We start from the raw sequence: 21,495 nt of genomic DNA on the forward strand, positions 1-21,495 counted from the left end.
TCCGACGCCTCGGAGGCTAGGAACCTTCTTTGGGGAAAGTCTGTGACCGGTTTGTCCCGGCTGTGCCGATCAGCCAGTCGCGGCGGCCCGGCAGGTCTCCGCCGGTCGACGGCAGCCGCACCTCGAAGCGGGCGCCCACGCCGGACGGGCACTCCGTCACCGTGACGCTTCCCCGGTGCAGGGCCGCCTGCTGGGCCACCAGCGTCAGGCCGAGCCCGGAGCCCGAGCTGCCGGGACCGCGCCGGAAGCGCTCGAAGACGCGGGTGCGGGCCTCCGGGGGCACGCCGGGGCCCTGGTCGTCGACCGTGATCACGACCTGTTCCCCCGCCCGCCGCACCCCTACCGCCACCGTCGCCCGGCCCCGCGCGTCCCGCCCGTGCGCCAGCGCGTTGGCCACCAGGTTGTCGAGGAGGAGCCGGATGCCGGGCTCCCAGCCGTGGACCGTGAGCCCGGGTGCCGCGTCCAGGCTGATGCGCGCGTCGGGAGCCCGCCGCCGGGCCTCCGACACCGACGCGTCCGCCGCCTCCGTCACGTCCACGGTCCGGAAGGCCTCCGCCTCCACCAGGTCCCCGCGGCCCAACTCCCGCAACATCACCAACAGGCCCAGCAGGCGGGCGTGTTCACCGCACAGGTCGGCCAGGACCTCCGCGCGGTCCGGTTCGGGCAGGTCGGGGTGGCCGACGAGGATGTCGAGGTTGGTGCCCATACTCATGAGCGGCGTGCGGAGTTCGTGGGAGGCCGCGGCCGAGAAGGACCGGGCCGTGTCGAGTGCCTCGGCGGTGCGGGCGGCCTGTTCGTCGTAGCGGGCGAGGACCGTGCGGAGGGTGGCCGCGAGTTCGTCGACCTCGGTGACGCCGGTCGGTTCGTCGGGCGGCCGGGCGGCGCTGGTGCGCGGGTCGAGTCCGGCGGTTCGGCGGCCGAGGCGGCGCAGGGGGCCGGTCGCGCCGGTGGCGATGCCCCAGGCGAGCAGGCCGGACAGCGGTGCCGCGAGCAGGGAGGTCACGGCCACCCGCCGCCGGACAAGGCGGAGTTGGGCCTGGTCGGCCGCGTTGGGCGAGAAGACCCACAGCGTGCCCGAGCCGCGCACGGTGGTGACCTGCACCGACAGCGCGCGCCAACTGGTGCCGCCGGAGCGGACGGTGACCGGTCGTCCCGAAGTCCCCTTCGGCAGCGGGACGTCGGCGGCCGGCTGCGGTCCGTCGGTCAAGGTGGCGTCGGGCCCGACGACCCGTACGCCGACATCGAGGGCCGCGCTGAACAGCCGCCGCTCCCGGGTGTCGGCCGCCTTGGGCCGGTCGGCGGCGGAGACGCGCAACAGGGCACGGGCGTCCGGGGTCACGGCCGTGGCCCGGGCGAGCAGATGGTCGTCCTCGGCGTTGCGCAGGTCGCGGTCGACCAGCCGCAGCAGAAGCCAGCCGGAGGCCAGCACCAGCAGCGGTACGGTCAGACCGACCGCGAGGCCGATCCGGGTCGACAGCCTCATGACGGTCCGTCCCGCAGCACGAAACCCACCCCGCGCACGGTGTGCACCAGCCGCGACTGCCCGTCCGCCTCCAGCTTGCGGCGCAGGTAGCTGACGAACGTGTCGACGGCGTCCGTGCGTACGTCGAAGTCGTAGCCCCAGACCCGTTCCAGGAGCTGGTCGCGGGTGAGGACCAGCCCGGCGTTGCGGGCGAGCACCTCGAGGAGTTCGAACTCGCGCCGGGTCAGCTCCAGCGGCCGTCCGTCGCGCAGTGCCGTACGGGCCGCCGGGTCGATCACCAGTCCCGCCACCCGCAGCGCCTCTCCCGCCGGCGGACGGCGCCGCAGCAGGGCACGCAGCCGCAGCACCAGTTCCTGCAGGGCGAACGGCTTGACCAGATAGTCGTCCCCGCCCGCCTGGAGCCCGGCGATGCGGTCGGCGGTCTCGTCGAGTGCCGAGAGCATCAGCACGGGGAGATCCCGGCCGTCGTCACGCAACCGTGTGCACACCTCGATGCCGCTCATTCCGGGCATCGACACATCGAGGACGAGGACGTCGGGCGGCGCCTCCTGGACCGCGTCCAGCGCCTCACGCCCGTCGTCCGCCGTCCGCACCCGGAAGCCACTCAGCCGCAGCCCGCGCTCCAGCGACCGGCGGATGGCCGGATCGTCGTCCACCACCAGCACCGCTCCGACGCGGGTCCTGTCACTCATCCGGTCAGCGTACGGCGCTCTGCCGTGCGGATGGCAACGGTGACCGGGGCCTTCTCGGGCCGGATCGGACAGGTCGGCGCGATCGGCTCGTGGATCCCGACGACGCGTAGCGCCGCCCACGGGAAGCAGGCGTGTGGCGCGTGCGTCCTGTGGGACGGCGAAGTTGGAGCTGCGGAACCGGGCAAGCGGCGTTACTGGCCGAGGAGTTGGGGATCTAGCACACGGAAGCAAAGTGGTCCAGACCTATTGACCCGTGGTCCAGACCTTTCTATTCTCGCGGCACTGTGGGTGCGAAGGCTCAGTCGCGCCCCGACATCCCCGACACCCCGAGGAGGCGCTCAATGCGCTTCAGACATCGAGCAGTTGCCGGGTTCGCGACCCTGCTGCTTCCGCTCGCGGCTCTCGTCGGTCTGGCGGCCCCGGCCCAGGCCGCATCGACCGCCACCGCCACGTTCACCAAGTCCAGCGACTGGGGTACCGGCTTCGGCGGTCAGTGGACCGTCAAGAACACCGGTACCAGCGCGATCACTTCGTGGACGGTCGAGTGGGACTTCCCCTCCGGTACGTCCGTCACCTCGGCCTGGGACGCGGACGTCACCAACTCCGGCAACCACTGGACCGCGAAGAACAAGTCGTACAACGGCACCATCGCCGCGGGCGCCTCCGTCTCCTTCGGCTTCAACGGAGCCGGCTCCGGCGCACCCTCCAACTGCCTCCTGAACGGCGGCAGTTGTGACGGCGGCAGCACGGTCCCTGGTGACGCGGCCCCCTCCGCGCCCGGCACCCCCACCGCCTCCGGCATCACCGACACCTCGGTGAACCTCTCCTGGAGCGCGGCCACCGACGACAAGGGCATCAAGAACTACGACGTGCTGCGCGACGGCACCAAGGTCGCCACGGTCACGACCACGTCGTACACGAACACCGGCCTGACCGCCGGCACCGACTACTCGTACACCGTGCAGGCCCGGGACACCGCCGACCAGACAGGGCCGGTCAGCGGCGCGGTCGCCGTGCACACCACGGGCGGTACGACCACTCCCCCGACCACCGGCTCCAAGGTCAAGCTCGGGTACCTCACCGAGTGGGACACCTACGTGCGCAACTACCAGGTCAAGAACCTGGTGACCTCCGGCTCCGCCGCGAAGATCACGCACATCAACTACGCCTTCGGCAACGTCACCAACGGCCAGTGCGCGATCGGTGACGCCTACGCCGACTACCAGAAGACGTTCACCGCCGACCAGTCGGTCAGCGGTGTCGCCGACACCTGGGACCAGCCGATCGCCGGCAACTTCAACCAGCTGCGCGAGCTGAAGGCCAAGTACCCGAACATCAAGATCCTGTGGTCCTTCGGCGGCTGGACCTGGTCCGGCGGCTTCGGCCAGGCCGCGGCCAACCCGACCGCGTTCGCCGACTCGTGCTACAACCTGGTCGAGGACCCGCGCTGGGCCGACATCTTCGACGGCATCGACATCGACTGGGAGTACCCGAACGCCTGCGGTCTCTCCTGCGACACCAGCGGCGCCGCGGCCTACAAGAACCTGATGGCGGCGCTGCGCGCCAAGTTCGGTTCCAGCAACCTGGTCACCTCCGCCGTCACCGCCGACGCGACCTCCGGCGGCAAGATCGACGCGGCGGACTACGCGGGCGCGGCCCAGTACGTCGACTGGTACAACGTGATGACGTACGACTTCTTCGGTTCCTTCGGCGCCACCGCCACCGGCCCGACCGCCCCGCACTCCCCCCTCACCTCGTACACCGGCATCCCGACGCCCGGCTTCACCTCGGCCGACGCGATCGCCAAGTTCAAGGCGAAGGGGGTCCCGTCGAGCAAGCTGCTGCTCGGCATCGGCTTCTACGGCAGAGGCTGGACCGGCGTCACCCAGGACGCCCCGGGCGGCACGGCCACCGGCCCGGCGACCGGCACCTACGAGCCGGGCATCGAGGACTACAAGGTCCTCAAGACGTCCTGCCCGGTCACCGGCACCATCGCGGGCACCGCGTACGCCCACTGCGGCACCAACTGGTGGTCCTACGACACCCCGAGCACCATCGCCGGAAAGATGAGCTGGGCCAAGACCCAGGGTCTCGGCGGCGCGTTCTTCTGGGAGTTCAGCGGCGACACCAGCAACGGTGAGCTGGTGAGCGCCATCAACAGCGGGCTGAGCTGATCCCCACGCTGCTCAGTACGCCGCCGCGGGCAGACCTCTCCGGTCTGTCCGCGGCGCGTTGCGTAGGGCCTTGTCGCGAAGGGCGCGTTGTATGCGGCGCGCGCCCCCAGCGTGCACCTTGGAGGGCCCTTCGGCCCTGGGCGGAGGCCGGTTGGCGCCCGTAGGAAGCCACTGGCCTGGGCATCTTGGTCCTACAACAGCAAGCGGAACACCGCACTACGGGGGAAACCATGAAGCCCAGGACCACCACGTCCCGCACCAGCAAGAGGCCCGTCCACTCCTGGGCCGCGCCGGCCGGCGCCCTTGCCACGGCGGCTGCCGCCGCTCTCATATCCGCCTGTCCGGTGGACGTCACCGTGACACTCGGCTCCCCGCCCCACGCGGTGGTCGTCAGCCAGGCCGACGTACCCAACCCGGTGTGTCCGATCAGGCCACGTTGACCCGCTGGCCGGGGGGTGCCGCTTCCAGCCACGCCAGGAAACCCGTCAACGCGTCCTCGCTCATGGCCAGTTCGAGACGAGTGCCCCGGTGCAGACAGGTCAGCACGATCGCGTCGGAGAGCAGCGCCAGCTCCTCCTCGCCCTCGGGGAGACGGCGGCCGGCCACCTCGATCGCCGAGCGTTCCAGGGTGCGACGCGGGCGATAGGCGTAGGAGAAGACGCGGTACCACTCGATGCGGTCGCCGTTGTAGCGGGCGACGCCGTAGCTCCAGCCCTTGCCGTTGGTATCGGGTTTCTCCGACACGTCCCAGCGGAGCGAACAGTCGAAGGTGCCGCCGGAGCGCTGGATGAGTCTGCGGCGCAGGCCGAAGACGAACAGCCCCACCACCACAAGGGCGACAGCGATTCCGCACACAGTCAGAGCGAGGACCATCGACACCGACCTCCTCGTCTCCTAGGCAAAACAAGTAACGGAACGGAAAAAACACCCACATTCGCCTCAGCCGCGGCTGGGTCCGGATTCCTCCGGTCCCAGCCGCGGCTGAGTCACGTCATCGCGTGGTGCGCCAGGTTTCAGTTGGTCGCCACCGCACGCAGTCGGACGTCCGCACGACGCTCGGCGGAGGCATCGCCCTCCGCCTTCGCCTGCTCCAGCTCGCGCTCCACGCGCTGGACGTCGATCTCGTCCGAGAGCTCGGCGATCTCGGCGAGCAGCGACAGCTTGTTGTCCGCGAACGAGATGAAACCGCCGTGCACCGCGGCGACGACCGTTCCACCATCGCTCGTACGAATGGTCACCGGGCCCGACTCCAGCACACCGAGCAGCGGCTGGTGGCCGGGCATGACGCCGATGTCGCCGGACGTGGTGCGCGCGACGACCAGGGTGGCCTCGCCGGACCAGACCTGGCGGTCCGCGGCGACGAGCTCGACATGCAGCTCAGCAGCCAAGGTGGGCTCCTCGGGTCACCACCCGGCGGTCGTGCCGGGTGTGGGTTCAATTCTAGTAGGCGTGAAAGAGGGGGTGGGACACGCCCCACCCCCTCAGGTGAAGCAGGGGGTCAGGAGACGCCCAGCTCCTTCGCGTTGGCCTTCAGGTCCTCGATACCACCGCAGAGGAAGAACGCCTGCTCCGGGAAGTGGTCGTACTCGCCGTCGATGATCGCGTTGAAGGCCACGATCGACTCGTCCAGCGGGACGTCCGACCCGTCGACGCCGGTGAACTGCTTGGCGACGTGGGTGTTCTGGGACAGGAAGCGCTCCACACGACGGGCACGGTGGACGGTGAGCTTGTCCTCCTCGCCCAGCTCGTCGATACCGAGGATCGCGATGATGTCCTGAAGGTCCTTGTACTTCTGCAGGACCGTCTTGACGCGCATCGCGGTGTTGTAGTGGTCCGCCGCGATGTACCGCGGGTCCAGGATGCGGGACGTGGAGTCCAGCGGGTCCACGGCCGGGTAGATGCCCTTCTCGGAGATCGGACGGGAGAGAACCGTCGTCGCGTCGAGGTGGGCGAAGGTGGTGGCCGGGGCCGGGTCGGTCAGGTCGTCCGCGGGGACGTAGATCGCCTGCATCGAGGTGATCGAGTGACCGCGGGTCGAGGTGATGCGCTCCTGGAGGAGACCCATCTCGTCGGCCAGGTTCGGCTGGTAGCCCACCGCGGAGGGCATGCGGCCGAGCAGGGTAGAGACCTCGGAACCGGCCTGCGTGAAGCGGAAGATGTTGTCGATGAAGAACAGCACGTCCTGGTTCTGCACATCGCGGAAGTACTCCGCCATGGTCAGACCGGCCAGGGCCACGCGCAGACGGGTGCCCGGGGGCTCGTCCATCTGGCCGAAGACAAGCGCCGTCTTGTCGATGACGCCCGAGTCGGCCATCTCCTCGATGAGGTCGTTGCCCTCACGGGTGCGCTCGCCGACACCGGCGAACACGGAGACACCGTCGTGGTTGTTGGCGACGCGGTAGATCATCTCCTGGATGAGCACCGTCTTGCCGACGCCGGCACCGCCGAACAGGCCGATCTTGCCACCCTTGACGTACGGGGTGAGCAGGTCGATGACCTTGACGCCGGTCTCGAACATCTCGGTCTTCGACTCGAGCTCGTCGAAGCGCGGGGCCTTGCGGTGGATGGACCAGCGCTCGCCCTCGTACTTCTCCTCACTGTTCAGCACCTCACCGAGGGTGTTGAACACCTTGCCCTTGGTGAAGTCGCCGACCGGGACGGTGATGCCGTCGCCGGTGTCGGTGACCGGGGCCTGGCGGACCAGACCGTCGGTGGGCTGCATCGAGATCGTGCGGACCAGGCCGTCACCCAGGTGCTGGGCGACCTCCAGGGTCAGCGTCTTCTTCGCGCCGTCCAGGGCCGGGTCGGCCACCTCGACGTGCAGAGCGTTGTAGATCTCCGGCATCGCGTCGACGGGGAACTCCACGTCGACGACCGGGCCGATGACCCGGGCGACGCGGCCCGTGGCAACGGCCGTCTCAACTGTCGTCGTCATTACTTGTCACTCCCCGCGGTCGCGTCGGCCAGGGCTGCGGAGCCACCGACGATCTCGCTGATTTCCTGGGTGATTTCGGCCTGGCGGGCCGCGTTGGCAAGACGGGAGAGCGTGGTGATCAGGTCTCCCGCGTTGTCGGTCGCCGACTTCATCGCGCGGCGGGTGGCGGCGTGCTTGGAGGCAGCCGACTGGAGCAGCGCGTTGTAGATACGGCTCTCGACGTACCGCGGCAGCAGGGCGTCCAGGACGTCCTCCGCCGACGGCTCGAAGTCGTACAGCGGAAGGATCTCGCCCTGGGGGGCGGCCTCCTCCGCGACCTCTTCGAGGCTGAGGGGCAGCAGCCGGCTGTCGACCGGCGTCTGCGTCATCATCGAGATGAACTCGGTGTAGACGATGTGGAGTTCGTCCACACCGCCCTCGGCCGTGTCCTTCTCGATGGCCTCGATGAGCGGACCCGCGACCCTCTTCGCGTCCGCGTAGGAGGGCTCGTCGGTGAAGCCGGTCCACTGCCCCGAGATCTTGCGCTCACGGAAGTTGTAGTGGGCGACACCGCGGCGGCCGACGATGTACGTGTCGACCTCCTTGCCCTCGGCCTCGAGACGTGCGGTCAGCTGCTCCGCGGCCTTGATGGCATTGGCGTTGAAGGCGCCGGCCAGACCGCGGTCGCTCGTGAGGAGCAGCACCGCGGAACGGGTCGGCGTCTCCGCCTCGGTGGTCAGCGGGTGCTTGGTGTTCGAACCCGTGCCGACCGCCGTGACCGCGCGCGTCAGTTCCTTCGCGTACGGCGTCGAGGCCTGCACCTTGCGGTGCGCCTTGACGACACGCGAGGCGGCGATCATCTCCATCGCCTTGGTGATCTTCTTGGTCGCGGTGACGGATCGGATGCGACGCTTGTAGACCCGGAGCTGGGCTCCCATGAGTCAGGTCCCTTCCTTACGTCACTTGGCCGCGGCCGGGGCGTCCTCGCCGAGGAGCTTGCCGTCCGAGGTCTCGAACTGCTTCTTGAACTCGGTGATCGCGTCCGCGGCGGCGGTCAGGGTGTCGTCCGACATCTTGCCGCCCTCCTTGATGGAGGTCATGAGGCCCTGCTCCTTGCGGTGCAGGTACTCCAGGAGCTCCTTCTCGAAGCGGCGGATGTCCTCGACCGGTACGTCGTCCATCTTGCCGGTGGTCGCGGACCACACGGAGACGACCTGGTCCTCGGTGGGCATCGGCTGGTACTGCGGCTGCTTGAGCAGCTCGACCAGACGCTGACCACGCTCCAGCTGGGCCTTCGACGCGGCGTCCAGGTCGGAACCGAAGGCGGCGAACGCCTCCAGTTCGCGGTACTGGGCGAGGTCGAGGCGCAGTCGGCCGGAGACCTGCTTCATCGCCTTGTGCTGCGCGGAACCACCGACTCGGGAGACGGAGATACCGACGTTCAGCGCGGGGCGCTGACCGGCGTTGAAGAGGTCCGACTCCAGGAAGCACTGGCCGTCGGTGATGGAGATGACGTTGGTCGGGATGAACGCCGAGACGTCGTTGGCCTTGGTCTCGACGATCGGCAGACCGGTCATCGAGCCCTTGCCCATCTCGTCGGAGAGCTTCGCGCAGCGCTCCAGCAGACGGGAGTGCAGGTAGAAGACGTCACCCGGGTAGGCCTCGCGCCCCGGCGGACGGCGCAGCAGCAGGGACACGGCGCGGTAGGCGTCGGCCTGCTTCGAGAGGTCGTCGAAGATGATGAGGACGTGCTTGCCGTCGTACATCCAGTGCTGGCCGATGGCCGAACCGGTGTACGGCGCCAGGTACTTGAAGCCGGCCGGGTCGGACGCCGGGGCGGCGACGATGGTCGTGTACTCCAGGGCGCCGGCCTCTTCGAGCGCACCACGCACGGAGGCGATGGTGGAGCCCTTCTGACCGATGGCGACGTAGATGCAGCGGACCTGCTTGTTCACGTCGCCCGAGCGCCAGTTGTCGCGCTGGTTGATGATCGTGTCGACGGCCAGGGCGGTCTTGCCGGTCTGGCGGTCACCGATGATCAGCTGACGCTGGCCACGGCCGATCGGGGTCATCGCGTCGACGGCCTTGTAGCCGGTCTCCATCGGCTCGTGCACCGACTTACGGGCCATGACGCCCGGAGCCTGCAGCTCCAGCGCGCGGCGGCCGGTGGTCTCGATCTCACCGAGGCCGTCGATCGGGTTGCCGAGCGGGTCGACGACACGGCCGAGGTAGCCCTCGCCGACGGCGACGGACAGGACCTCTCCGGTGCGGGTGACCGGCTGGCCCTCCTCGACGCCGCTGAACTCGCCGAGGATGACGGTACCGATCTCACGCTCTTCGAGGTTGAGCGCGAGACCGAGGGTGCCGTCCTCGAACTTCAGCAGTTCGTTGGCCATGGCCGAGGGCAGGCCCTCGACCTTCGCGATGCCGTCGCCGGCAAGGGTGACCGTACCGACCTCCTCGCGCGAGGCCGCGTCCGGCTTGTACGACTGGACGAAGTTCTCCAGCGCGTCCCGGATCTCCTCCGGCCGGATCGTGAGCTCCGCCATCTGGGTTCCCTGCTCTCCTTGTTGGGCCCGAAGTTTCACTTGGGGGGATGGGGGGACTCCCCCCTGGACGAGGTGAATCCTCTGCACGGCCCAACTCGGGCCGCCTTACTACGTCTTTGTTGTGGTGCTGCTAGCTCGCCATGCGGCGGGTGGCGTCATCGAGGCGGTCCGCGATGGAGCCGTTGATGATCTCGTCGCCGACCTGCACCCGGATCCCGCCGAGGACCTCGGGGTCCACGTCGATGTTCAGGTGCATGTGACGGCCGTAGAGCTTCGCGAGGGCGGCGCCCAGGCGCTGCTTCTGCGGGTCGCTCAGCGGGACCGCCGTGGTGACGACCGCGACCAGGCGACTGCGGCGGTCAGCGGCGAGCTTGGACAGGGACTCGAGTCCCGCTTCCAGGCTACGTCCCCGGGGCGCGGTCACAAGGCGCGTCATCAGTCGCTCGGTGGCCGGCTTGGCCCGGCCGCCGAGCAGGCTGCTGAGCAGCTCGCTCTTGGCCGTGGTACCCGCCGCGCGGTTGGTCAGCGCGGCGCGCAGCCCGGTGTCCGAGGCGACGATCCGGCCGAACCGGAACAGTTCGTCCTCGACGTCGTCGAGCTGGCCCGACTGCTGGGCGGCGGTGAGGTCGGCGGTGGCCGCCAGCTCCTCCAGCGCGTCCACCAGGTCGCGGGACTGCGACCAGCGGGAGCGCACCATGCCGGACAGCAGGTCGAGGGCGGTGCCGCCGACCTGGCCGCCGAGCAGGCGCTCGGCCAGCTGGGCCTTGGCCTCGCCGTCCTGCGCCGGGTCGGTGAGGACCCGACGCAACGACACCTCACGGCCGAGCAGCGCGGTGACGGCGGCCAACTCGTCGGCGAGCTGCGTCGCGTTCACGGACGTGGAGTCCGTCAGCGCGTCGAGACGCTCACGTGCGGCTGCCAGGGCCTCGCGGCTCGCTCCGTGCATAGTCATCGAGCCGCCTCAGCCTTCTCCTCGAGCTCATCGAGGAAACGGTCGATGACGCGGCTCTGCCGGGCGTGGTCCTCGAGGGACTCGCCGACGAGCTTGCCCGCCAGGTCGGTGGCGAGCTTGCCCACGTCCTGGCGCAGCGCCTGCGAAGCGGCCTTGCGGTCGGCCTCGATCTGCGTGTGACCGGCGGCGACGATCTCCTCGCGCTGCCGCTGGCCTTCCGCGCGCATCTCGGCGATGAGCGTGGCGCCCTGCTCCTGCGCCTCCTGGCGCAGACGCGCGGCCTCGTGCCGGGCCTCGGCGAGCTGAGCCTTGTACTGCTCAAGCACGCTCTGGGCCTCGGTCTGGGCGGCCTCGGCCTTCTCGATACCGCCCTCGATGGCCTCGCGGCGCTCGTCCAGAACCTTGTTGATGTTCGGGAGGAGCTTCTTGGCGAGGAAGCCGAAGACGATGACGAAGGCGATCAGGCCGATGACGAGCTCGGGGATCGGCGGGACGAGCGGGTTCTCCTGCTCGGCCGCCAAAATGAGCAGCTGGCTCATGTCAGTGCCTTTCGTCTAGTGGGCTGTCGTGGATCCGCAGATCACTTGCCGTAGACGAACGGCATGACCAGACCGATGAGGGCGAGCGCCTCACAGAAGGCGAAGCCGAGGATCTGGTTGGCACGGATCAGGCCGGCAGCTTCGGGCTGACGGGCAAGAGCCTGGGTACCGTTGCCGAAGATGATGCCGACGCCGACGCCCGGACCGATGGCGGCGAGGCCGTAGCCGATGGAGCCGAGCGAACCGGAGACGGCAGCGAGGGTCTCAGTGGCAGCCATGCTGATTCTTCCTTATCTATACGGACCGGCGGGGGTTGGCCACCGGACGCTCAGGGGGTTCCAGAGGGGGGTGCTCAGTGGTGCTCGGCGAGCGCGCCCTGGATGTAGGTGCAGGTCAGGAGGACGAAGACGTATGCCTGCAGAGCCTGGATGAAGAGCTCGAAGGCCGTCATCACGATCGTCATGATGAAGCTGACGCCTGCGTAGGCGATACCGATGCCGTTCAGCAGGTACCAGCTGGCGATCGTGAAGAGCAGCAGCAGGGTGTGGCCCGCGAACATGTTGGCGAACAGTCGGACCGCGTGCGTGAACGGCCGGACGAGCAGGTTCGAGAAGAACTCGATCGTCATGGCGAGCGGCAGCACCGCGCCCAGCGACTTGTCGTAACCCGTGAAGTTCTTGAAGGCGCCGACGAATCCGTGTCGTTTGAAAGTCAGCGCGACCCAGAGGACGTAGACGATGATCGCGAGAACGGCCGGGTACGCGATGATCGAGGTCACCGGGAACTGGGCGACCGGAACGATCGACCAGAGGTTCATCATCCAGATGAAGAAGAAGAGCGAGACGACCAGCGGTACGTACTTCTCCCCTTCCTTCTTTCCGATGGTCTCGTAGACGACACCGCGGCGGATGAAGTCGTAGCCGGTCTCGGCGACCATCTGCAGCTTGCCGGGGACGACCTTCGGCTTGCGGAAGGCGGCCCAGAAGAAGCCGACGACGATGACCGAGCCGAGCAGCGCCAGCAGCATCGGCTTGTTGAAGTACACGTTGCTGTCGCCGTCCCCCAGGAGGGGCTTGAACAGGAACGAGTGCAGGCCGGGAGCCGGGAATCCACAGCCGTCGAAGATGTGGCAGTCGGTCTCGAAGGCGAGCACCTGCGTCGGGTCAGCACTCACCGCGGGCTCCTTCAGCGTGGCGCATAGGTACGGCAACCTCGTTGTGTCGGCGCGGCGCACAGCCGCGGTTCGGCACTGGACTGGTGTAACGGATGTGGGGGCGGCAGTGGGGCATCGAGCCTCGCGATTGAGCAGGCGTCAGCTCAGATGCCCGCGCCCGCGATGCCGCAGTTGGAACCGGACGATAGCAGGGTCGCTTACGTGCTCTTATCCCGGCCCTACCTCTCACGACGAGTGCCCCGACTTCTCGGGCTCGACGTAGAGGATTTTGGCCTTCATGTGGGCACGGGTCTGCGCGACGACCCAGATGATGGTTCCGGCGAGCAGGGTGAACGCGAAGGCCTTGGGATTGAACAGCGTGGTGTGCTTGAACGCGGCGAGGAAGATGAACAGCAGCAGAATCTGCGCCGCGAAGAGCATGAGGCCCATCGCCTGGAACAGGTGCGGAAGCGATTTGGCAGTGCGCTGCAGAACGTAGAGCCCGATTCCCATGAAGAGGATCACGATCAGCGTCGCAACGGCTGCCCCAATAGCTCCTTTGCCGCCGGCGACCACACCACTGACGACGGCGGCAATCGCGCCGACGGCAGCTGTGGGCACAGCGGCCTGAAGGAGAATCCGGGCGTCATTGGACGGCATGGCGGCAACTCCGCTTGCTAAGGGGGGCGTGTCGTCATGGACGAGCGTAGTCCCGGGATGAGAGAGAACCTCACGCCAAAGGACCGTCGCACTACGGTCCTTCGGCTCTGTCCCGGGTTCTCGTGAACCGTATCACAAACTATTTGATGTGGTCTTTACCTAGAAGGTGTGCTTGCTGTCACACATGAGAGTGACGCCGCGCGTCTGTGCAAAATAGCGGCCAACTTGTCTGGTATAGGGAGGCTTTGTCTGCCCACGAGATGGCAACGCTTTAGTCAGATTCTTACCTTGGCGTCAGCGCGAGGACTCGGCTTTACGTCCGTCCAGGAGACGCGAACGGGGGCCGACAGCGGTCGCCCCGTTGACTCCTGACACTCCGGCGACAACCGGAGGACGCGGGTCACGGTCTTCCTCCGCCAGCACCACGACAGGGTCAACTCCGGCCTTGCGACGGCGATATCGCGGCGGCACCAGGTGCTCGGCCCAGCGCGGCGCACGCGGCGTGAAGCGCGGCAGCAGGAGCAGCACCAGCCCGATCGCGCTCAGGAAGACGATGCCGAGGACGATCCACATCGACGCCGAGTTGACCGAGTAGGACAGCGCCCCGAACGCGATCAGCGCGGACCAGAAGTACATGATCAGCACCGCCCGGCTGTGCGAGTGGCCGATCTCCAGGAGCCGGTGGTGCAGATGGCCGCGGTCCGCGGCAAATGGCGACTGGCCCTTCCAGGTGCGGCGCACGACCGCCAGCACCAGGTCGGCGGCCGGCACCGCGATGATCGTCAGCGGCAGCAGCAGCGGGATGTAGACGGGCACCGTCGAGTGCACGGCCGCCTTCTCCGAGTGCAGGAACAGCTGCAGCGCGTCCGGGTCGACCTGTCCCGTGATGGAGATCGCACCCGCGGACAGCACCAGGCCGATCAGCATCGAGCCGGAGTCGCCCATGAAGATCCGCGCCGGGTGCATGTTGTGCGGCAGGAAGCCGACGCACATGCCCATCAGGATCGCCGAGAAGAGCGTGGCCGGGGCGGCGGCCTCGATGCCGTACGAGTACCAGATGCGGTAGGCGTACAGGAAGAACGCGGCGGCGGCGATGCAGACCATGCCGGACGCGAGGCCGTCGAGGCCGTCGACGAAGTTGACCGCGTTGATGGTGATGACAACCAGGGCGACCGTGAGCAGGGTGCCCTGCCACTGGGTCAGCGCCACGTTGCCGACGCCCGGGATGGGCAGCCACAGGATCGTCAGACCCTGCATGACCATCACGCCGGCGGCGATCATCTGGCCGCCCAGCTTGATCAGGGCGTCGATCTCGAACTTGTCGTCCAGGACACCGATCAGCCAGATCAGGGCGGCGCCGGAGAGCAGGGCGCGCGGCTCGTTCGAGTTCTGGAAGACCGAGCTGAGGTTGGTCAGATGGTCGGCGACCAGCAGGCCGGCGCACAGGCCGAAGAACATGGCGATACCGCCGAGCCGCGGAGTGGGTTCCCGGTGCACGTCACGGGCCCTGATCTCCGGCATCGCCCCGGCCACGATCGCGAACTTACGCACCGGCCCGGTCAGCAGATACGTCACCGCGGCCGTCACGCAGAGCGTCAGCAGGTATTCACGCACAGGCTTCCCCACAGGTCTCGCTGGCCATCACAGCCCCACACCCTAGCGAGGGACGCATATGGTTGGGGACTTCCGGGTAGCGACGATGGTTGCACGTGTGGCTGTGTACGTGGGTGCGGGTACCCCCGTTCAGCCCGGATACGGCAGGAATCCACCCACAAGATCCCGCACTTCGTCACGCGCCCGTTTGGCGTCGACCCGGCCGCGAAGTACACCCGCGAGGAGCGCCGCGATGCCCGCCATCTCGCCCTCCCCCATGCCCTGCGTGGTCACCGCGGCCGTACCGAGCCGCAGGCCGCGGGTGTCGCCGTGGGGCAGCGCGCAGCAGTCCAGGACCACTCCGGCGGCGGCCAGCCGGCCGCGCGCGGTGCGTCCGTCGACGCCCAGCGGCATCGGGTCGACGGTGATCAGATGGGTGTCGGTGCCCCCTGTGGTGACGATCAGCCCCTCCGCGGCCAGCCCCGCCGCGAGCACCCGGGCGTTGGCGACCACCTGATGGGCGTACGCCGTGAAGGCCGGCGCCGCCGCCTCGCCGAACGCGACGGCCTTCGCCGCGATGGTGTTCATCTGCGCGCCGCCCTGCGTGAACGGAAAGACGGCCCGGTCCACCCGTTCGGCCAGCTCGCTCCCGCACAGCAGCATCCCGCCGCGCGGCCCGCGCAGCACCTTGTGCGTGGTGGCGCAGACGACATCGGCGTACGGCACCGGGTTCGGCGCCGCTCCCCCGGCGACGAGACCGATGGGGTGGGCGGCGTCGGCGATGAGATAGGCGCCGACCTCGTCGGCGACCTCGCGGAAGAAGGCGTAGTCGATGTGGCGCGGGTAGGCGATGGAACCGCACACGATCGCCTTGGGGCGGTGCGTACGGGCGAGGGTGCGCACCTGGTCGTAGTCGATGAGCCCGGTCTCGGCATCGACCCCATAGCCCACGAAGTCGAACCAGCGGCCGGAGAAGTTCGCGGGCGCCCCGTGGGTGAGATGCCCGCCGTACGGGAGCCCCAGCGCGAGGACGGTGTCACCGGGCCGCAGCAGCGCGGCGTACGCGGCCAGCACGGCCGAAGAGCCGGAGTGGGACTGCACGTTGGCGTGCTCGGCGCCGAACAGCGCCTTCGCCCGGTCCACGGCGACGCGCTCGGCGACGTCGACGATCTCGCAGCCGCCGTGGTGGCGGGCGCCGGGGTAGCCCTCGGCGTACTTGTTGGCGAGCGGGGAGCCGAGCGCGGCCAGCACGGCGGGCGAGGTGAAGTTCTCGGCGGCGACGAGCTGGAGCGTCGTCGACTGCCGGGTCAGCTCCCCGAGCAGGATCTCGGCCAGCTCGGGGTCCTGCCGACGCAGGACATCGGCCTCAAGGACAGGGGTGACCGACATGGTGGACTCCGAGCCGTCGACGGTGACGTACGTCCAATGTAGGCCCGGCGCCGGCGGGACGCGCGGCTGTTGCCACGTCCGCGCGGTCACACCCACGAGAGCCACAACCGCCGGATCAAGTCCGCGCAGGCACACCCGTCAACGCCGTCACCACCGGATCGATCGCCTGGTTCAGCCACATCGGCCGCTCCGCGGCGGGCGTCGCCGACTCCGCGCGCCGGATCAGCCGCTCCACGGCGGCCCTCGCCGAACCCGCTCCCGTCGAATCAAGCACCCCGCGGTCACACCCACGAGAGCCACAACCGCCGGATCAAGTCCGCGCAGGCACACCCGTCAACGCCGTCACCACCGGATCGATCGCCTGGTTTATCTCGTCGCCGATGGAGCGGAAGAACGGGAGGGGGGCGCCGTAGGGGTCGAAGACCTCGTCGGCTTCCGCGGTGGGGGCCAGGAGCCAGCCGCGGAGGGCCGCTGCCGCGCGGACCAGGGCTCGGGCGCGGGCCACCATGCCGTCCTCCAGGGGTGGCAGGGTGGCCGGGTCGATCGCCTTCACCAGGCGGGTGAACTCCTTCAGGGTGAAGGTGCGCAGGCCCGCCGAGTGGCCCATGGAGATGACCTGCTGGCGGTGGTCCCTCGTGGCGGTCAGCACCAGGTCGGCGCGGATCACGTGGTCGTCGAGCAGCTCGCGGCCGGTGAACCCGGAGGGGTCCGCGCCGAAGTCGGTGAGGACGGTCGCCGCGTTGGTCTCCATGGGCGCGCCCTCGTGGCCCCAGGTGCCTGCGCTCTCCACGATGAGCCCGCCCCACAGCGGGTCGCCGAGCCGGTCCGCCAGGGCATGACGGGTCAGCCGCTCGGTGATCGGCGAGCGGCACACGTTGCCGGTGCTGACGTGGAGGATGCGGAAGCTGTCCATGGGAAGCCCGAAGGTCCCCGTCACTTCCCCGTTGCCTATGCCACGCCCCGCGTCAGGGGCTGTCAATTCGCCACCTCGAGGTCGGGTACGACCTTGCGCAGCTCCTCCGCCGAGATCGCGCCCGCACGCAGCAGCAGGGGCACCTCACGCGTGACGTCGACGATCGAGGACGGCACGTTGCCGGGGGTGGGACCGCCGTCGAGGTACACGGACACCGAGTCGCCGAGCATCTGCTGGGCCGCGTCACAGTCCTCCGGCGCGGGGTGGCCCGTGAGGTTGGCGGAGGACACGGCCATCGGGCCGACCTCGGTCAGCAGCTCGATGGCGACCGGGTGCAGCGGCATGCGCACGGCGACCGTGCCGCGGGTGTCCCCCAGGTCCCACTGCAGGGACGGCTGGTGCTTGGCGACCAGCGTGAGGGCGCCCGGCCAGAACGCGTCGACGAGTTCCCAGGCCAGCTCGGAGAAGTCCGTGACGAGGCCGTGCAGGGTGTTCGGGGAGCCGATGAGGACCGGCGTGGGCATGTTGCGGCCCCGGCCCTTGGCGTCCAGCAGATCGGCGACGGCCTCCGAGGAGAACGCGTCGGCCCCGATGCCGTAGACCGTGTCGGTCGGCAGGACCACGAGTTCGCCCCGGCGGACGGCGGACGCGGCCTCGCGCAGACCCGTCGTGCGGTCGGTCGCGTCATTGGTGTCGTATCGCCGTGCCATGTCTAGCGGGCCTCCTCGTACACGTACTGCTGCGGGTCGAAAGTCGGGGCGCCGGTCACGGCGTCGCCCTGCGGGCGGTCGCGAAGCGCGGGCGGTTGTTGAGGTCGGGGTGGTCGGCCGCGTCGGCCCAGCCACGCTCCTCGGTGAAGATCCACGGCACCTGGCCGCCCTGGGTATCGGCGTGTTCGATGACGACGACACCGCCGGGACGGAGGAGACGGTGTGCGGTGCGTTCGATGCCGCGGATCAGGTCGAGGCCGTCCTCGCCCGAGAACAGGGCGAGTTCGGGGTCGTAGTCCCGGGCCTCGGGGGCGACGTACTCCCACTCGGTGAGCGGGATGTACGGCGGGTTGGAGATGACCAGGTCGACATGGCCGTCGAGGTCGGGGAAGGCGTCCAGGGCGTTGCCCTGCCGCAGGTCGACCCGGGAGCCGTCCATGTTCTTGCGGGTCCACTGGAGGGCGTCCTCGGACAGCTCCACGGCGTGCACCCGGGAACGCGGGACCTCCTGGGCGAGCGCGAGCGCGATGGCGCCGGAGCCGGTGCAGAGGTCCACGATCAGCGGCTCCACGACGTCCATCGCGCGGACCGCGTCTATGGCCCAGCCGACCACCGACTCGGTCTCGGGGCGCGGCACGAACACCCCTGGTCCGACCTGGAGTTCCAGGTAGCGGAAGAAGGCGCGGCCGGTGATGTGCTGGAGCGGCTCACGCTGCTCGCGCCGGGCGATGGTCTCCCAGTAGCGGGCGTCGAAGTCCACGTCCTTCACGGAGTGCAGCTCGCCCCGCTTCACACCGTGCACGAACGCGGCGAGCTCCTCCGCGTCGTTGCGCGGCGAGGGCACGCCGGCGTCGGCCAGCCGCTGGGTGGCCTGGGCCACCTCTGCTAGCAGCAGGTTCACGCAAGTCCTCCGTGTCGTACTCGTCCGTGCCGAACGTGCCGTGCGTGCCGTCGTGTTACGCCGCCGCGAGCTTGGCGGCCGAGTCCGCGTCGACGCAAGCCTGGATCATCGCGTCGAGATCGCCGTCCAGGACCTGGTCCAGGTTGTACGCCTTGAAGCCGACGCGGTGGTCGGAGATGCGGTTCTCCGGGAAGTTGTACGTACGGATCTTCTCGGAGCGGTCGACCGTGCGGACCTGGCTGCGGCGGGCGTCGGCGGCGTTCTTCTCCGCCTCCTCCTGTGCCGCGGCGAGCAGCCTGGAGCGCAGGATACGCATCGCCTGCTCCTTGTTCTGCAGCTGGCTCTTCTCGTTCTGGCAGGACGCGACGACTCCGGTGGGAATGTGCGTGATGCGCACCGCGGAGTCGGTCGTGTTGACGGACTGGCCGCCGGGGCCGGACGAGCGGTACACGTCGATGCGGAGGTCGTTCGGGTTGATCTCGACGTCGACCTCCTCCGCCTCGGGGGTGACGAGAACACCGGCGGCCGAGGTGTGGATACGGCCTGCGGACTCGGTCGCGGGCACCCGCTGCACGCGGTGCACCCCGCCCTCGTACTTCAGCCGGGCCCACACGCCCTGGCCGGGCTCGGTGGCGCCGTTGCCGCCCTTGGTCTTCACGGCGACCTGGACGTCCTTGTAGCCGCCCAGCTCGGACTCGGTGGCGTCGATGATCTCGGTCTTCCAGCCGACGCGCTCCGCGTACCGCAGGTACATGCGCAGCAGGTCTCCGGCGAACAGGGCGGACTCGTCGCCGCCCGCGCCCGCCTTGACCTCGAGGATCACGTCCTTGTCGTCGTTGGGGTCACGCGGCACCAGCAGCAGCCGCAGCTTCTCCGTGATCTCGTCGCGCTGCTTCTCCAGCTCCTTGACCTCGGCCGCGAACTCCGGGTCGTCGGCGCCGAGTTCACGCGCGGTCTCGATGTCGTCGCCGGTCTGCTTCCAGGAGCGGTACGTGGCGACGATCGGGGTGAGCTCGGCGTAGCGCTTGTTCAGCTTGCGCGCGTTGGCCTGGTCGGCGTGGACCGACGGGTCGGCGAGCTTCTTCTCAAGGTCGGCGTGCTCGCCGATGAGGTCCTCGACAGCCTCGAACATCTTGGGCTCCTGAAATGCGGTGAAGAAAGGGAAGGCGGGCGACCAAAAACGCCGGTCCCGGCACGCCTGTGGAGAGGGCGTGGCCGTGGACCGGCGAAATTGAGGCTCGCTACTTCTTGGAGCCGGCGCCAGCCTTGCCGAAGCGGGCCTCGAAGCGGGCCACGCGGCCACCGGTGTCGAGGATCTTCTGCTTGCCCGTGTAGAACGGGTGGCACTCGGAGCAGACCTCGGCGCGGATGTTGCCGCTCGTGATCGTGCTGCGGGTGGTGAACGACGCGCCACAGGTGCAGCTGACCTGGGTCTCGACGTACTCGGGGTGGATCTCGCGCTTCAAGGTGTCTCCTAGGTTCGGGAGGGCACCGGGTCGCTCCGCGGGTTTGCGGGGCGTGAACCGGGGCCGACTGTCCAGTCTGCCAGGACTGGAGCCAACCTCCCAAACCGGGGGCCCAGGTGATCTATTCCCTGCGGGTGCTTGGGGGCTGGGCGCGCAGTTCCCCGCGCCCCTACGGGGCGCTGCTCACCACGCCCTTGGCTTCGCCTGTTGCCGTGCCCTTGGAGGCCGCCGCGGGTATCGGCCGGTCGTTCTTCAGGGCCGTCCAGACCAGCTGGGCCTTCGCCTTCTCGATGATCACGCGGTTGGGATTGGCCGGGTCGTACTCGACCGGCATCGTGACCATGTTCATGTTGGCGGAGCTGATGCCCTTGAGGCCGTTGGCGAAGGACGTGAGGGAGTTCACCGAGCCGAGGTCGGAGTCGGTGGTGACGGCCTTCGTGGCGGTGTTGGCGAGGTCGAAGAGCTTGGTCGGGCTGGTCAGGAGGCCGACGTGCTTGACCTGGTTGACCAGCGCCTTGATGAACGCCTGCTGGAGCTGGATGCGGCCGAGGTCGGAGCCGTCGCCGACGCCGTGCCGGGTGCGGACCAGGCCGAGGGCCTGCGTGCCGTTCAGCGTGTGCTCGCCGGCCTTGAGGTTCAGGTGGCTCTGCGAGTCCTTGATGTCCTTGGTGGTGGTGATCTGGACCCCGCCGAGCTCGTTGATGAGCTTCTCGAAGCCCGCGAAGTCGACTTCCAGGTAGTGGTCCATGCGCAGACCGGAGATGGACTCGACGGTCTTGACCGTGCAGGCGGCGCCGCCGGTCGAGTACGCCTCGTTGAACATCACGCCGGAGGCCGCGTCGTGCGTGACGCCCTTGGTGTCGGTGCACTCGGGGCGGTCGACGAGGGTGTCACGCGGGATCGAGACCACGCTGGCCTTCTTGTGGCCCTTGTAGACGTGGATGATCATCGCGGTGTCGGAGCGGGCGCTGCCGTCGTCGGTGCCGCCGCCCAGCTTCTTGTTGGTGCCGGAGCGGGAGTCGGAGCCCAGGACGAGGATGTTCTCGGAGCCGTTGTCGACCTTGACCGGCCGGTCGGTGCCGAGGGCCTGGTTGATGTCGACGCTCTTGATGTTGCCGTTGAGCTTGAAGTACACGTATCCGGCGCCGGTGCCGCCCAGCACCAGGACGCCTCCCGCGACCCAGGCCGTGATCATCAGGGCCTTCTGGCGGGGACTGTGGTTCTTCTGCTTGCGGCCTCCGGCGCGGTGGCGCGGGCCGCTGTTGCCGTTCTTACCCGGTATGCCGGGCTCCGGCGTGCTCTCGGCGGACATGGGCTCCTCGGTCTCTCGTCCGGTCGGTTACCCCCTGCTTTCAGGGTCAGGCGCGGTCAGTACCGCTCCATTTTCGCTCCGCCTGGTCAGACGGC

General features: G+C 68.9%; 23 protein-coding genes. 2 read left to right on the forward strand and 21 right to left on the reverse strand.

From position 1 onward, the window contains the following. Positions 1 to 16: 16 nt before the first annotated feature. Together AB0I51_RS34050 and AB0I51_RS34055 are read right to left on the reverse strand one after the other, a co-directional pair. Complete coding sequence (locus AB0I51_RS34050; protein ID WP_362981903.1) at positions 17 to 1,483, reverse strand: HAMP domain-containing sensor histidine kinase; 1,467 nt, start codon at positions 1,481 to 1,483, stop codon at positions 17 to 19. After that, positions 1,480 to 2,175: a response regulator transcription factor gene (locus AB0I51_RS34055; RefSeq protein WP_362981905.1), complete on the reverse strand. Its 696-nt coding sequence runs from the start codon at positions 2,173 to 2,175 to the stop codon at positions 1,480 to 1,482. The genes AB0I51_RS34050 and AB0I51_RS34055 overlap by 4 nt, the downstream gene beginning before the upstream one ends. A 341-nt stretch (positions 2,176 to 2,516) precedes the next feature. Here AB0I51_RS34055 and AB0I51_RS34060 point away from each other — a divergent pair, with 341 nt between their 5' ends. Further along, positions 2,517 to 4,349: a glycoside hydrolase family 18 chitinase gene (locus tag AB0I51_RS34060; RefSeq protein ID WP_362981907.1), complete on the forward strand. Its 1,833-nt coding sequence runs from the start codon at positions 2,517 to 2,519 to the stop codon at positions 4,347 to 4,349. Positions 4,350 to 4,579: 230 nt separating this feature from the next. Next, positions 4,580 to 4,789 (forward strand): hypothetical protein, encoded by a 210-nt coding sequence (locus AB0I51_RS34065; protein ID WP_362981909.1) that lies wholly within the window; start codon positions 4,580 to 4,582, stop codon positions 4,787 to 4,789. Here AB0I51_RS34065 and AB0I51_RS34070 read toward each other — a convergent pair. The 19 genes from AB0I51_RS34070 to AB0I51_RS34160 form a co-directional block, all read right to left on the reverse strand. Then, complete coding sequence (locus AB0I51_RS34070; protein ID WP_362981911.1) at positions 4,776 to 5,222, reverse strand: DUF2550 domain-containing protein; 447 nt, start codon at positions 5,220 to 5,222, stop codon at positions 4,776 to 4,778. The two genes, AB0I51_RS34065 and AB0I51_RS34070, sit on opposite strands and share 14 nt — an antisense overlap. 140 nt (positions 5,223 to 5,362) lie before the next feature. Then, complete coding sequence (locus tag AB0I51_RS34075; protein WP_355912071.1) at positions 5,363 to 5,737, reverse strand: F0F1 ATP synthase subunit epsilon; 375 nt, start codon at positions 5,735 to 5,737, stop codon at positions 5,363 to 5,365. A gap of 110 nt (positions 5,738 to 5,847) precedes the next feature. Next, the gene (gene atpD, locus AB0I51_RS34080; protein ID WP_362981914.1) at positions 5,848 to 7,284 is read right to left on the reverse strand and encodes a F0F1 ATP synthase subunit beta; all 1,437 of its coding nucleotides are present in this window, start codon (positions 7,282 to 7,284) and stop codon (positions 5,848 to 5,850) included. Next, a complete protein-coding gene (locus AB0I51_RS34085) occupies positions 7,284 to 8,201 on the reverse strand; it encodes a F0F1 ATP synthase subunit gamma (RefSeq protein WP_362981916.1) in 918 nt (305 codons plus the stop codon). Before AB0I51_RS34085 ends, atpD begins: the two co-directional genes overlap by 1 nt. Positions 8,202 to 8,222: 21 nt before the next feature. Then, positions 8,223 to 9,812, reverse strand: a complete 1,590-nt coding sequence (atpA, locus tag AB0I51_RS34090; protein WP_352180585.1) for a F0F1 ATP synthase subunit alpha — start codon at positions 9,810 to 9,812, stop codon at positions 8,223 to 8,225. A gap of 130 nt (positions 9,813 to 9,942) precedes the next feature. Continuing rightward, a complete protein-coding gene (locus AB0I51_RS34095) occupies positions 9,943 to 10,758 on the reverse strand; it encodes a F0F1 ATP synthase subunit delta (RefSeq protein WP_362981958.1) in 816 nt (271 codons plus the stop codon). Positions 10,759 to 10,760: 2 nt separating this feature from the next. Then, positions 10,761 to 11,303: a F0F1 ATP synthase subunit B gene (locus AB0I51_RS34100; protein ID WP_362981918.1), complete on the reverse strand. Its 543-nt coding sequence runs from the start codon at positions 11,301 to 11,303 to the stop codon at positions 10,761 to 10,763. A gap of 41 nt (positions 11,304 to 11,344) precedes the next feature. Next, positions 11,345 to 11,581, reverse strand: coding sequence for an ATP synthase subunit C (locus tag AB0I51_RS34105; protein WP_019060721.1), 237 nt, complete (start codon positions 11,579 to 11,581; stop codon positions 11,345 to 11,347). Between the two features lie 74 nt (positions 11,582 to 11,655). Continuing rightward, positions 11,656 to 12,492 carry a F0F1 ATP synthase subunit A gene (gene atpB, locus AB0I51_RS34110; protein ID WP_362981960.1) on the reverse strand — a complete coding sequence of 279 codons (837 nt, stop codon included), beginning with the start codon at positions 12,490 to 12,492 and terminating at the stop codon, positions 11,656 to 11,658. Positions 12,493 to 12,702: 210 nt separating this feature from the next. Then, positions 12,703 to 13,116: a hypothetical protein gene (locus AB0I51_RS34115; RefSeq protein WP_026179236.1), complete on the reverse strand. Its 414-nt coding sequence runs from the start codon at positions 13,114 to 13,116 to the stop codon at positions 12,703 to 12,705. Positions 13,117 to 13,410: 294 nt separating this feature from the next. Then, positions 13,411 to 14,730, reverse strand: coding sequence for an MraY family glycosyltransferase (locus AB0I51_RS34120; protein WP_362981921.1), 1,320 nt, complete (start codon positions 14,728 to 14,730; stop codon positions 13,411 to 13,413). A 129-nt stretch (positions 14,731 to 14,859) separates the two neighbouring features. Continuing rightward, on the reverse strand, positions 14,860 to 16,098 hold the full coding sequence (gene glyA / locus AB0I51_RS34125; RefSeq protein ID WP_362981923.1) for a serine hydroxymethyltransferase: 1,239 nt from the start codon (positions 16,096 to 16,098) through the stop codon (positions 14,860 to 14,862). 115 nt (positions 16,099 to 16,213) lie between these two features. After that, entirely contained in the window at positions 16,214 to 16,372 is a 159-nt protein-coding gene (locus AB0I51_RS34130; protein WP_362981925.1) for a hypothetical protein, read from the reverse strand. Between the two features lie 36 nt (positions 16,373 to 16,408). Further along, positions 16,409 to 17,077, reverse strand: coding sequence for a low molecular weight phosphatase family protein (locus AB0I51_RS34135; protein ID WP_026179237.1), 669 nt, complete (start codon positions 17,075 to 17,077; stop codon positions 16,409 to 16,411). Then, on the reverse strand, positions 17,074 to 17,721 hold the full coding sequence (locus tag AB0I51_RS34140; protein WP_019060715.1) for an L-threonylcarbamoyladenylate synthase: 648 nt from the start codon (positions 17,719 to 17,721) through the stop codon (positions 17,074 to 17,076). Before AB0I51_RS34140 ends, AB0I51_RS34135 begins: the two co-directional genes overlap by 4 nt. 55 nt (positions 17,722 to 17,776) lie before the next feature. Beyond that, the gene (gene prmC / locus AB0I51_RS34145) at positions 17,777 to 18,622 is read right to left on the reverse strand and encodes a peptide chain release factor N(5)-glutamine methyltransferase (RefSeq protein WP_362981927.1); all 846 of its coding nucleotides are present in this window, start codon (positions 18,620 to 18,622) and stop codon (positions 17,777 to 17,779) included. A 55-nt stretch (positions 18,623 to 18,677) separates the two neighbouring features. Continuing rightward, positions 18,678 to 19,754, reverse strand: a complete 1,077-nt coding sequence (prfA, locus tag AB0I51_RS34150) for a peptide chain release factor 1 (protein ID WP_093629136.1) — start codon at positions 19,752 to 19,754, stop codon at positions 18,678 to 18,680. A gap of 109 nt (positions 19,755 to 19,863) precedes the next feature. Beyond that, positions 19,864 to 20,088: a 50S ribosomal protein L31 gene (gene rpmE / locus AB0I51_RS34155; protein ID WP_019073185.1), complete on the reverse strand. Its 225-nt coding sequence runs from the start codon at positions 20,086 to 20,088 to the stop codon at positions 19,864 to 19,866. Between the two features lie 169 nt (positions 20,089 to 20,257). Further along, positions 20,258 to 21,400: an LCP family protein gene (locus AB0I51_RS34160; protein WP_362981930.1), complete on the reverse strand. Its 1,143-nt coding sequence runs from the start codon at positions 21,398 to 21,400 to the stop codon at positions 20,258 to 20,260. Positions 21,401 to 21,495: the final 95 nt, after the last annotated feature.

Origin of the sequence: Streptomyces sp. NPDC050549 (genome assembly GCF_040655035.1) — a bacterium.
In the GTDB taxonomy this organism is placed as follows: Bacteria; Actinomycetota; Actinomycetes; order Streptomycetales; family Streptomycetaceae; genus Streptomyces.

Excerpts from the sequence above, each read along its gene's own strand:
- AB0I51_RS34060 (WP_362981907.1), top strand. The coding sequence starts at position 2,517 with ATGCGCTTCAGACATCGAGCAGTTGCCGGGTTCGCGACCCTGCTGCTT.
- AB0I51_RS34100 (WP_362981918.1), bottom strand. The coding sequence starts at position 11,303 with ATGAGCCAGCTGCTCATTTTGGCGGCCGAGCAGGAGAACCCGCTCGTC.
- atpA (WP_352180585.1), bottom strand. The coding sequence starts at position 9,812 with ATGGCGGAGCTCACGATCCGGCCGGAGGAGATCCGGGACGCGCTGGAG.
- AB0I51_RS34105 (WP_019060721.1), bottom strand. The coding sequence starts at position 11,581 with ATGGCTGCCACTGAGACCCTCGCTGCCGTCTCCGGTTCGCTCGGCTCC.
- prfA (WP_093629136.1), bottom strand. The coding sequence starts at position 19,754 with ATGTTCGAGGCTGTCGAGGACCTCATCGGCGAGCACGCCGACCTTGAG.
- AB0I51_RS34095 (WP_362981958.1), bottom strand. The coding sequence starts at position 10,758 with ATGCACGGAGCGAGCCGCGAGGCCCTGGCAGCCGCACGTGAGCGTCTC.
- AB0I51_RS34140 (WP_019060715.1), bottom strand. The coding sequence starts at position 17,721 with ATGGCACGGCGATACGACACCAATGACGCGACCGACCGCACGACGGGT.
- AB0I51_RS34115 (WP_026179236.1), bottom strand. The coding sequence starts at position 13,116 with ATGCCGTCCAATGACGCCCGGATTCTCCTTCAGGCCGCTGTGCCCACA.
- glyA (WP_362981923.1), bottom strand. The coding sequence starts at position 16,098 with ATGTCGGTCACCCCTGTCCTTGAGGCCGATGTCCTGCGTCGGCAGGAC.
- AB0I51_RS34065 (WP_362981909.1), top strand. The coding sequence starts at position 4,580 with ATGAAGCCCAGGACCACCACGTCCCGCACCAGCAAGAGGCCCGTCCAC.
- atpD (WP_362981914.1), bottom strand. The coding sequence starts at position 7,284 with ATGACGACGACAGTTGAGACGGCCGTTGCCACGGGCCGCGTCGCCCGG.
- AB0I51_RS34085 (WP_362981916.1), bottom strand. The coding sequence starts at position 8,201 with ATGGGAGCCCAGCTCCGGGTCTACAAGCGTCGCATCCGATCCGTCACC.
- AB0I51_RS34055 (WP_362981905.1), bottom strand. The coding sequence starts at position 2,175 with ATGAGTGACAGGACCCGCGTCGGAGCGGTGCTGGTGGTGGACGACGAT.
- AB0I51_RS34160 (WP_362981930.1), bottom strand. The coding sequence starts at position 21,400 with ATGTCCGCCGAGAGCACGCCGGAGCCCGGCATACCGGGTAAGAACGGC.
- AB0I51_RS34070 (WP_362981911.1), bottom strand. The coding sequence starts at position 5,222 with ATGGTCCTCGCTCTGACTGTGTGCGGAATCGCTGTCGCCCTTGTGGTG.
- AB0I51_RS34050 (WP_362981903.1), bottom strand. The coding sequence starts at position 1,483 with ATGAGGCTGTCGACCCGGATCGGCCTCGCGGTCGGTCTGACCGTACCG.